The sequence below is a fragment of the Epilithonimonas xixisoli genome (assembly GCF_004365655.1).
In the GTDB taxonomy this organism is placed as follows: Bacteria; Bacteroidota; Bacteroidia; order Flavobacteriales; family Weeksellaceae; genus Epilithonimonas; species Epilithonimonas xixisoli.
Map to the genome: position 1 here is coordinate 1,446,162 of NZ_SOEO01000001.1, position 12,098 is coordinate 1,458,259.

Annotated in this window: 7 protein-coding genes; 3 read left to right on the forward strand and 4 right to left on the reverse strand. The window is 37.1% G+C overall.

Annotated features, from left to right (window positions below; genetic code table 11):
• Positions 1 to 35: 35 nt before the first annotated feature.
• From B0I22_RS06705 to B0I22_RS06720, 4 genes are all read right to left on the reverse strand, one after another.
• Entirely contained in the window at positions 36 to 5,036 is a 5,001-nt protein-coding gene (locus tag B0I22_RS06705; protein ID WP_133943859.1) for a beta strand repeat-containing protein, read from the reverse strand.
• Between the two features lie 137 nt (positions 5,037 to 5,173).
• Entirely contained in the window at positions 5,174 to 5,896 is a 723-nt protein-coding gene (locus tag B0I22_RS06710; protein WP_133943860.1) for a hypothetical protein, read from the reverse strand.
• A 32-nt stretch (positions 5,897 to 5,928) separates the two neighbouring features.
• Positions 5,929 to 6,240, reverse strand: coding sequence for a helix-turn-helix domain-containing protein (locus B0I22_RS06715; protein ID WP_133943861.1), 312 nt, complete (start codon positions 6,238 to 6,240; stop codon positions 5,929 to 5,931).
• A gap of 6 nt (positions 6,241 to 6,246) precedes the next feature.
• A complete protein-coding gene (locus B0I22_RS06720; RefSeq protein ID WP_342772849.1) occupies positions 6,247 to 6,690 on the reverse strand; it encodes a transposase in 444 nt (147 codons plus the stop codon).
• A 553-nt stretch (positions 6,691 to 7,243) separates the two neighbouring features.
• Between B0I22_RS06720 and B0I22_RS06725 the strand changes: the two genes are divergently transcribed.
• The 3 genes from B0I22_RS06725 (at position 7,244) to B0I22_RS06735 (ending at position 12,015) form a co-directional block, all read left to right on the forward strand.
• Positions 7,244 to 8,773, forward strand: a complete 1,530-nt coding sequence (locus B0I22_RS06725; protein WP_166668187.1) for a tetratricopeptide repeat protein — start codon at positions 7,244 to 7,246, stop codon at positions 8,771 to 8,773.
• 93 nt (positions 8,774 to 8,866) lie between these two features.
• Entirely contained in the window at positions 8,867 to 10,432 is a 1,566-nt protein-coding gene (locus tag B0I22_RS06730) for a helix-turn-helix domain-containing protein (protein WP_133943863.1), read from the forward strand.
• Positions 10,433 to 10,443: 11 nt separating this feature from the next.
• The gene (locus tag B0I22_RS06735) at positions 10,444 to 12,015 is read left to right on the forward strand and encodes a response regulator transcription factor (protein WP_133943864.1); all 1,572 of its coding nucleotides are present in this window, start codon (positions 10,444 to 10,446) and stop codon (positions 12,013 to 12,015) included.
• Positions 12,016 to 12,098 lie beyond the last annotated feature (83 nt).

Below are 12,098 nucleotides of genomic sequence, written 5' to 3' on the forward strand. Positions count from 1 at the left end.
GGCTGACCTTCTTTATAAATATAATTTTTATAATACTACTTCCCTCCTTTCAATCTCAATGATGGATTGATCCAAGAACAATTTCTCAACTGTACCGTTATTGGCACTCTCGAACTTTCGCAATTTCCTGATAAAGTTTGAGTTGCATAATATGTACTACCATTTGTCAATAACGTGGTAGATGGAAGCGCTGTAGTTGTAGTTCCATCTTCGTACCACTTGATATTGGTTCCGGTAATTGCAATATTTGCCAAAGTGGAATAATTGGTTGCGCAAATATTCTGGCTAGCTGCAGCTGTTGGCATTGCACTTCCTGGATTAATAGTGATCGTTTGTGTGTAAGAAGATGTATTACCAGAACTGTCCGTTGCTACCCAAGTTCTTGTAATGATTTGCGTGGAAGAACTAGGCGTATAAACCGCGGGTACCTGTGTGTACGTAACGTTTGCCGCACTACAGTTATCAGTTGCTGTAAATACTAGCGGTGCAGGAATGGCATCACAATTTACTGTGATATCCGCTGGCATTATTGGCGATGTGTAATCATAAGATATTTGTGAAATGCTGATATCCTGATCACCATTAAATCTTGTGGTTGTTGCCAAAACAAAGCTATTAACAGGTCCTGCTACATCTACATTTACACCAGCTGTTCTTGTTTGAGTAATATTCGAATAACTATAACCACCATTTGGAGCAGTGATCAAAGGAGTCGTACTAGGACTTGCACTTACATTAACATTAGGGGTTGTAGATCTGAGTGGAACAATCCCTATAGATTGCGAAGAACCATTATTATATGCTCTTGCTTCTACTTTTGATATTCCATCAATCTCAAAAAGTGAAAATTTCAGATTGGTTACAGATTGGTCAAAATTTAAAGTCAATGTTCTGATTGGATCTCCTACATTGGTAATTTGTAAAACATTTGCGTTACCATAAGCTGCAGGACCTACAGGTGCCGTAGCAGATGCAGTTGCAGGAAAACTCGCTGCAGGTATCTTATCAAGGAATGAAGACGCCACACCAGTAGATTGGCTAATTTTCACTCTTTCATTTGCTAATGCACCGGTTTCGATATTATTAAAAATTCTAGGAAGATTTATAGGAGTAGTGCTTACATTTCTGAAATCAATCTTTACATTTTTCGAAGTAGTACCCAAAGGTGATACAAAAACTGGTGGTGTCGTATCTTGTTGAAGTACATTAAACATATCTGACGACATACTTGTACACGATCCAAAGGATGTGATTACAGAATATGCTCCCGTAGCTACTGCAGTGTAATTCTGATTGGTTGCTCCAGGAATCAGTACGCCATCTTTATACCACTGATAAGCTGGTGCAGGCGTAGAGGTTAAGATCACACTTCCACCTCCCGGACAAATTGTAGATTCTCCCAAAGTTGCAATCGACGGCTTTCCTAATACTATAATGTTTAGCGTGCTTGCTGTGCTTGTACCACAACCATTAGTTGCAGTAACGCTTAATGTTCCTGATGTTATACTTTCACTGAAAGTTAGGGTAATATTACTCGTACCCTGCCCTGTAGAAATACCACCACCAGCTCCTGTTCCCGAATAAGTCCAATTATAGGTAGTACCTGGGACATTTGTCACAGAATAGCTTCCTGTAAATGGTGACTGAATACACGCAGGCCCTGTGATTGCTCCTGGATTTACTACAGGCGCAGGTGCAGCATTTATGATCGCATCAGCAGAAGCTGTGGATGAGCAGGTAGATGTGGTGCTGGTCACAATAAATTTGTAAGTAGCGCCGGCCGGCAAACCTGTGATGGTAGTTGTTGCGCCACTACCTGCTGTAGATACTGTAGCTGGAACTGTTGTAATAGTCCAAGCACCTGATGGTAGCCCGCTAAGTGCTACACTGCCTGTTGGTACAGCACAAGTCGGTTGCGTAATTGTTCCTATTACCGGAGTTGTAGGTATTACTGGTTGTGCATTGATAGTAACCGTTGCAGATGGATTGGATGCGCAGCCTGCACCTAGAGCAACCGTAAATGTATGATTACCAGTTGCAAGGTTTACAAACGTAGCAGTAGTTCCTGTTCCAGTCATTGTTGCACCACCGTTGGTGTCTGTGATTGTCCACGTTCCTGTTGCTGGTAGTCCACTCAATGCAACACTTCCCAAAGCAGTACAGGTTGGTTGAGTTATCGTTCCAACAATGGGAGCAGTTGGTTTTGCTGGCAAGAGTGAAATATCATCAACAGCAAAATCATTTCCCCAAGCACCAGCTGTCAAACTTGCCAAGGCAAGATCTATGCTGTTTGTGGTAGCAGTAAAATTAAGCGTTACTTGTCTCCAAGCTGCTGGTGGATTTGCATTGGCAATTGTTCCAGAAGAATTACTAAAAAGTATGGCACCTGTTGTAGGATTCAAAACCTGAAGACCTACATTTGGTAAACTACCTGCGTTAATATCTGCACTGCGTACCCATACAGAATAATTGTAAGCAGTGCCTATTGTCAATCCTGTAATTCTTTTCTGGTAGAATATTCTTGGCTGCCCTGTTGCGTTAATCCCAAGCATTCTTCCTGTTCCGCTTGTATGGTCTGTAAATCCAGTTGTGTATTCTACTCCACCTCCGGAAGCTAAATCTCCTGTAATTAAGTTAGAGTTTTTAATTAATCCATAATAACCGTAGCCCATTGCAGAAGCGGAAGTTCCGTTCAATGTCGGCGCACCGTTGTGATAGGCACTAGAAATAGTTGGCGCTGCATAGTTTGCTTCCGTTGTTCCGAAATTCTCTGTAAATCCTGTGGTACAATCTGTTGGCATTGCAAAAGCTATATCATTCACATTACTGAACACGAGATTTGTCGTACTGTTTGCAACAACTGTGATGGTAGCGGATTTGGTGGCAACATCTGTCGTCACTGTAGGATCGGCAAAAATGCTTTGCAATCTCCATCCAGATGGTTCTGTGTCTTCTGTAATTCTATAGGTTCCTGGTGATAAAGATAATAGAACAGAATTATCATTATGCGTTCCTGTTGCTCTTATCCGCTCATCATCGATCCAAGTTCCTGCTGCGGTTCTTGTCATAATTCGATTTGGTCTTACAGCAGTATTTCCGTTATTAACATTTGTAATCCCCACGCTGGACCAGAATAGATCGTTTGGACCACCTGTCACATTGAAACCGTACATTCCTTGAACATCATCTGTCCAAGTAACAGTTCCTCCTGGAGTTCCATTCATTTTTTTGTATCCAGCGATGACGGTTCCATTTTCTGTAATTGCTATATCATCCGTGTTAGAAGCAGTTCCCAAGTTAATCGATGAGCCTGCGGTTACGTCGCGGTAGAATACTGTAGAACCTGCAGTGGTACTATTACCAACCACATAATATAAATTATTTGTCTTCGGAACAGCATCCACACGGTGAGATGGTGAATTGGCAACGACTGTCCAAACTGCTGGCAGAGCACTTGTGGTTCGTTGATAGATATTTCCATTCTGAACCGAAGCATATTGACGCCCACCGGAGCCAAAGGCCAACCAGTTATCTGAGACATCATATACAATTCCGCCTGGCAAGTTACCCGTAATATCTGTTGTGGTGCCATCTGCTGCAATTGAGTAAACACGTCCTGTAGTACCGCTAGAAGCATTTGTAGAATAAATAGCTGTACTTCCAATTCCTCCATCAATGGCTCTTGGTGATCCCAGAGTGGTAATAGCCGTCCACGTTGCGCTGTTTAGATCTCTGTAATAGATTTTCCAGTTGTTAAAAGTCGCATCGGAAACCGTACGTGCTAATGCCCAAAGACGACCGCTTTGCGAAGCACCAAGATCTTCACTGCTGAGAAAATCGGTTTGATCATTCAAAATAAAATCTCGAGCGCCTCCTCCAGTCAAGGTGTAAGTAAAGTTTGGACTTCCCTCTTCATTGGTTGCTTGATGATGTAAATAAATATAACCGCAACCTGAGGATGAAACCGTAACCGCTGAAGTAGAAGTTGCTGTATTGTAGCAATTTGCTGTTGCATCGTAATAGAATGCATAGTAAGTACCCGGGCCAGCCGCTGCTGCTTCTGCCGCAGTCAAAGCTGTGGTTGAGCGATTGGCTGTTGTAAACCAAACCAAGCTTGAAACACCTGGTGCAGCTCCCGTATGAGCGGTTGCCAAATTGACTGTTGAAGCCCCACAAGGAATTGAGATGTTGGATGTTACTGGAACTTGTGCAGTTCCAGCTGAACACTCTGGTGCTAGAACAATATCATCGACAGCAATGTAACTATTTTTATTTGTTCCTGTTGTAGGATGAGACAATGCACCCATAGTAATATACTGCTCACCGCCTTTTGCAACAAAGGTCAATGTCACTGTTTGCCAACTCGTATTATTAAGCGCCACAACCTGTGCAATTGTACTTTCAGCAATACTCATTGTACTTGAATTATAGCCAACACCATTTGCATTAGTCCAATTGGTAATAAGAGTTGAGTTAAGTCCAGTAAGCGTATGTCTTAATGCTGTTGGACTAAAAACTGCACCAAACGTAGTTTGGGGAGTAATATCATCTTCACCAGCTCTGGCGGCTAAAAAAGTAAGTGTATAGGTTTTTCCCGCAATTAATGGAGACGTTAATGGGTGTTGGATATATTCTGCATAATCGGTTTGCCCTGCACCAGTATTTGACAACAAGAAACCCATATATGCAAAACTACCCACTCCAGATCGAATACCCGAAGTTGGTAAATTAAATCTTTTAGTACCAAAATTAGCTATACTATTTGCTGAAGTATCGTCTTGAAATGCATATTCGCAATCTCCATTTTTATTACTATAATCAGGCGTCGCAACTGCAGCAGCCTTAACCCAACCTGTAGCTCCCATCGGATCACCTGCTATCTGACTGTTGTTATATGCATATGGACATTCTGTATAAGACTCAAAATTACCATTTGTCAGTAATTGAGCTTTTGCCAGATTTGCACTTGATATACAAACAACCATTATCACAAAGAGTGATAATAATTTAGTTTTTAAAAATATATTTAATTTCATAATGTATTGTATTAAGTTAGGCTTGTTTTCAAGCTTTAGATAAGAAAAGAGCAGTTTTTGGAAAACCGCTACACAGTCTTCATCAGTTGTGATTTATCATTATTGGAAATCACTTACTTTAAAAACATTTTTTTTGCTTATTTAATCTTAAACACAATATTCATAAACGTATGTTCTGTCACCACAGCAGATGGTAGAACCTGGTAAGTCAGCACGCCTGCATTGGTAACCGAAATGGTTGCAGGATCAAACACTTTGTTATCAAAATAGATGATAAAATACTCTAGAGCAGAAGCGCCAAGTACAGGCAATGTGCTTGCGGTAGGATTCTTAAGAGAACTTCTTGTTGCTGTAGGTGTGCTGGCTGTCAATCCGTATTCGTTGCTGTAAACGGCATAAAGATCGATTGTAAAAGTACTTCCGCTGAAAGAAGCGTACGCTGGTAGATTGGCATTTACGGTAGGTAAAACCATAGATGGTGCGTAGAAATAATTGATGCCCGCAGCAGCTCCTCCACTACTAACAGATTGCCATAAAGCGCCGTCAAAATAGTAGTAGCCAACCGCCGTAATCTTTACCCTTTGGTTGAGAGTGTCACCTCCAGCAATGTCCGTAATATAGACCAAGGCACCTTTCTGATCTGTGCCGTAGAGTCCATCTCCTTTGCTGGTGAGCTCTGCACGGGTAAGTCTTGGCGCTTGCAACCCCGTAATATCTGATGGCAGGGAAACCCCAGTACCATCCACTTTGCCTCGGATGTCCATGGTGGATTTAGGAGCATCTGTGTTGATTCCTACTTGTGCGTTGATAGTCGAAATTGTCGCAAGAAAAAGCGAACTAACCAATAATTTTTTCATCATTTACGGTTTTTAAAGTTAATGTTTGGAGTTATTTATTTATTAAAATTTTTCTTCCATCTTGCGATGGTGTTTCTGCTGATATTGTATTGTTTTGCCAACTCCAGATTGGTGAGCTGGTTTTTTTTCTGATATTTGAGAATGAGTTTTATCGTGGGCTCGTCATAGGACTTTAGCTTTTGATTCTGTCTCAAATAATTGTCTTTGAAGAGTTCCTTCTCGATTTCCAGAATGTCTTTTACAATTTTGATGTTATTAATTTTTTTCACCAATTCCTGGGAAACTATCTTTTCTTTGTTTTTGTATTTTATAATGTCGAGATAGATTCTTGTGTAGTTGGGTTTCATTTCATTTTATATTTGGTTGTCAGCATCCTGTTTTTTCATCCATTTGTACAGCGTTGTTTTGGGGATGTTGTATGCTTCCATAATCTCGGAGAGTGTCTTCTGCTTTGTATTGATGAGTTCCGTTATGTAATCCTTGATTTCCTTTGTGTAGATGTTCTTTCGGAACTGGAGCATCTCATCATTATTTTTTTTCTTATTATTGTTGTTATACTGACTAATTCCTGCAAACAAAATCAGATGCGTGACATACGGTCTGAAGAAGTCATATTTTGCCAGCTTGCTCCACTTGAGTATTGTCTCAGAATCCAGACTTTTTTTTGCCAACATCTCCTCCACTTCATCATCATCTATTTTGAAGAAATTACAAATCCGCTCTCGGGGTATTTCTCGGTCATCGATAACTTCTTTGATAATGGTTCCGATATGAATGTCTTTCACATTTATTTTCATAACAGTAAAGTGGTCTGGAATTGCGCGTCAAGTCTTTGACATTTGCACAGGAAAATCGTGGGTTAAAAATTTAAAAATCATTTGTGTTTTTGAATATCGTCTGCTAAATTTTATTGAGATAAAAAATAATTTCCAGCGTCTAATATTTTTGCAAATAAAGCACTAAAAATAGCTAAGAATGCACAACAACATCTCCAAAATTCCGAATTACGCATATCCAAATTAGCAGTCAAGTGACTGGAATACAAATCATTAAATATCAACCAAACTGCACAACCCCAAAACCGGCATTTTTTTAAGTTTAAGCCCCTAATTTTGAATTATCGGAAACAAATGATGAAAAATATTAGATAAAAGACATCATAAAAATCAAAATTGATGTTAATTTTTCATTACAACAACTGTATCAATCCCTACGTGGTAGTAATATAATTATATCTTTACAAATTATTTAAACTTAATGGAATATTTCATCAAAATTCATTTTTCGAATTTCCAAACAACTTTGTCATCTTTAAATATCTCTTACTACAATAGAAATAGCCGTACACTTATGGCTATACTATTGACATTTTCTTTTTCTTATTTTTCCGCCCAAAGCAATTCAGATAAAGAAATAGCCGCGCTCTATAAATACGAAACACAGCCTACGCCTACCCAACGCTTAAAAATAGGATTCAAAGCCCTTAGAATTGCGAAAGATGCAGATAACGATGACGAGATCAAACGTTCTTTGGTAACAATTAGTAGCGCCTATTATGAGTTGGGAAAGCATTCCGAAGCCTTCCGATACGCCAAGATGATGGATTCGGAAACGGGAAGCGACAGATTTCTTTCGAAAATCTATATTGCTCGGGTAAAGTGTTTCTTGTATGAAGATCTTGGAATGGTAGATAAAGCCAAACAAGAAATCAACAGCGCCTTCCAACAAGCATCGAAATTAGAAAATAAGAACACGGATGACTATTATGAATTGATGGGACTGCTTTGGCGTGATAAAAGTGTGTTTTACACCGATATAGATTCAATTTTAAAGTATGACCAAAAAAACCTAGATGAGTTTTTAAAATTCAAAAAAACATACAAAGGCTCCAAAAATCTTTCGATGCCTTACAACAATGTCGGCTATGATTATCTGCAAAAAGAAGATTTTCCACGCGCTTTGGAACATTATAAAAAAGCAGAATATTACGCACTGAAAGTCAACGACGAGTTCAATTACGCTTTTGTTTGTCAAAGCTATGGTGAATATTATCAATCCATCGGCAAAACAGAACTTGCTTTGGAGTATTACAAAAAATGTCTCAAGATCGCACAGAAGTTCAACGATTACAAGCTCGCATTGGCTGCCACAGATTACATCCGGCAAATCTATCTGAGGGAGGGAGACAAAGAAAACAGAATCAAATACGATCAACTTTTTACCGAGCTCAATACAAAGATTAATTCCAACAACAAAAAGGAAATCAATGATCTCGTTACCATTATTGAAAAAGAAAAAGACCAAGAGCTCCAGAACTCCAATTCATCAAAATACCTGATCATTGGCGGACTTGTTTTGATTGCTTTGTTGATTACATTGTATGCGTTTTACCAATACAGAAAAGGTAAAAATGATTACCAAAAGTTTAACAATATCATTCAAGATCTGGAAAGTAAATCTGCTTTGGAACTCAAAAATGAAGAGAAACCAGACACTGTAGAAAAGACCGTTGTTGCCTCAAGTATTTCGGATGAGAAGGAATCTGAGTTAGTCAAAAAATTGAATAATTTTGAAAAGAAAGAGCAGTTTTTGTCATCAGATTTGAGCTTGAGTTCGCTGGCTTCCACCTTTAACACGAATGTCAATTATCTTTCGAAAATCATCAAAACACATCGAAACCATAATTTCAGCAGTTACACTAATGAATTAAGAATCAATTACATCACAGAAAAACTGAGAACAAATCCGGAATATCTTAATTATAAAATTGCTTATCTCTCAGAAGAATGTGGTTTTTCATCGTACAGTTCATTCGTCAGTATTTTCAAGCAACAAACCGGATTGACGCCTTCTAAGTTTATTGAATATCTGAGTAAGTAAAAATCCATCGTATAAAGATTATAATGAATAATGCAGGAGAATATTATTTTGCTATTTATAATCAAAGAGTCTATATTATCATAAAAACTAATAATGTTTAAACCTAAAAAATATTTAACAGCTCTTTTATTTTTAGTATTATCAGTCTATACTGCTCAAGATAATTCTACAAAAGAAATTGAAGCATTATATGAAGACAGGCCATTTTCAACACCTGCCGAAGATTTAAAAATTGGATTCAAAGCGCTTAAGATTGCCATCGCCGCAAATAATGAAGATCAGATAAAAAGTATGTTGTATGAGATATGTGCCGCTTACTATCGTGCTGGGCAATATTCTGAAGCCATGAAATATGCTGCAAAGATAGACTCAAGACCTGGTAGCGATAAATATTATTCGAAAATTTACATATCCCGTATAAAATTCCATTTATACAAGGATTTTGGAATGACAGATAAAGCTAAGTTGGAATTAGATAATGCCTTTAAAAAAGCGTCTAGGCTAGAGAACCAAGATACCGACACCTACCACGAACTGAAAGGCTATCTTTATCGTGATAAAAGCGAAATGTTTACAGATATAGATTCAATATTAAAATATGATCAAAAAAATCTGGAAGAATTTTTAAAATTCCGAAAACTTTACAAAAGATTTAGTAATCTATCAATGCCATACAATAATGTAGGTTATGACTATTTACAAAAAGGGAATTTAGATTTAGCACTGTTAAATTATAAGAAGGCTGAATATTATGCATTAAAAGCTGATGATCAATTCAATTACGCATACGTATGTCAAAGCTTTGGTGAATATTATGAAACTCTGGGCAAACCTGATATTGCAGTAGAGTTTTACAAAAAATGTTTAGCCATTGCGCAGAGGTTTAACGAATATAAATTGGCACTCGCAGCAACAGATTATATCCGGCAGATATATCTTAAACAAGGAGATAGGGAAAATAGCATAAAATACGATCAATTATTCACCGAATTAACAAATACTGTTAATGTTAATAAAAAAGCTGAATTAAACAAAGTAGTAGCTATTATTGAAAAAGAGAAAGATTTGGAGCTTATAAATTCTAACAAGTCAAAATACTGGATCATTGGTTCTCTCCTATTTTTGGGTTCACTAATTTCTATTTTCGCTGTTTATCTATACAACAAAAACAAAAAAGATTACCTCAAATTCACAAAAGTCATTGAGGAAATGAAAAACAGAGCTGCAACCCAAGTTCATCATACGGAAAAAGAAGGTGCAAAATCATTATCAACAAATATCTCTGACGAAAAAGAGCACGAACTGATGAAAAAGTTAAACAATTTCGAACGAAAAGAACAATTTCTTTCCTCAGAAATTAGCTTGGGATCATTAGCTTCAAATTTTAATACGAACGTTAATTACCTCTCCAAAGTCATCAAAAAATATCGGAACCATAATTTCAATAGTTACATTAATGAATTAAGAATCAATTACATCACAGAAAAACTGAGAACAAATCCGGAATATCTTAATTATAAAATTGCTTATCTCTCAGAAGAATGTGGTTTTTCATCGTATAGTTCATTCGTCAGTATTTTCAAACAGCAGACCGGATTGACGCCTTCTAAGTTTATTGAATATCTGAGTAAGGAACAATCTAATAATAATCAGAATTAATTTTTTACACTTTGAAATTAAACCATTTTATATTATTTCTCTTTCTCCCGTTTGCAATCCAAACGAAAGCGCAGAACTATACCCGAAAGCAAATTGACAGTCTGATCGAATCTACCAAAGTTTTATCTGATCAAAAAAAAGCTATAAAAATTGGTCTGGAAGCCTACAAACAAGCTGAAAAACTGAACTATGGCAAAGGAAAAATGGATGCCCTAAACAATATCATTTACGAGTATGGATTTATGGGTAATGATAAAAAAACCATCGAGTACTCTAATAAACTTATAAAAATAGCACAAGAGGAAAAGAATTATTACTACGAAATTCGGGCGATGCTTGGCCTATGCTACGTGTACGTTTATGCAAGTTTTTACCAAAAATCCCAGGAAACCGCAGAGGAAGCTGAAAGATTAGCATACAATCTGGAAGGCGATGAATTTTATATGACAATGGGCGAAATCTATCAATTCAAATCCACTCTGGAAGGTTTCAAAAAAAATATGAAACAGCAATTGTACTCCGACAAAAAGGCGCTGAGCTACTTTTCAGAAATCAAAAAAGCAAACAGAAGAGATCATTTTGTGTTTTCCCAATATTTGAATATTACAATTTCTTACTTAGACGTCAACAAAAAGGATTCTGCAATCTATTACGCCAGAAAAGCTTATGACTTTTCCAAGATCAATGCCGATCCTATGAGAAAAATCGAAGCACTATTTGGAATGGCGGATGTCTTTTTCACCATCGATAAAAAAGATAGCGCCATCTACTATTACAAAAAAGTAGCGCCACTTTTGATTAAAACCCATAATCCTAAAAAGTTAGAAATCGTTTATAACAATATGGCTACGATGTACGAGAAATTGGGCGATACAAAAAACTATATCTATTACAGCAAAATGGCCTTAGCGATTACAAAAAACAATCGCGATCTGAAAAAACTTACTGTCAATCAGGTTTCAAACGATATTGTTGCCAATGAAAAAAACGAAAAAATAAAACAAATCACTTTAATTGTATCTGGATTTGTCATCCTCATTTTAGCCATTATTTTCTTCACCATAAGACTTTCAATGCGTTACAAAAAAATAAAAGAACTTAAAAGAACGACCGAAATCAGTCTGATAGAAAAATACGAGAAGCAACTTCAAGAAAAATTAGAAATTAGAAACAGCGAAAAAGAAACAGCCAAAGTTTCCCAAATCTCTGACGAAAAAGAACTTGAACTGATGAAAAAACTCAACAACTTTGAGAGAAAAGAACAATTTCTATCCTCGGAAATCACTTTAGGTTCACTGGCTTCTACTTTCGGAACCAATGTCAATTATCTTTCCAAAGTCATCAAAAAATATCGGGACAACAATTTCAATGGTTATATTAATGACTTGCGAATCACGTACATTACTAAAAAACTGAGAACAAATCCGGAATATCTCAATTACAAAATCGCTTATCTCTCAGAAGAATGTGGTTTTTCATCGTACAGTTCATTCGTCAGTATTTTCAAACAGCAAACTGGTTTGACACCTTCTAAGTTTATTGAATATCTGAGTAAGGAGGAACAAAATGGAAATCAAAAATAGGTAGCTAACCCAACGCATTAAAATTAAAAGGACGAAATCTTCACAATTTCGTCCTTTTCTAGATCAACTAAATTTAAAATAAA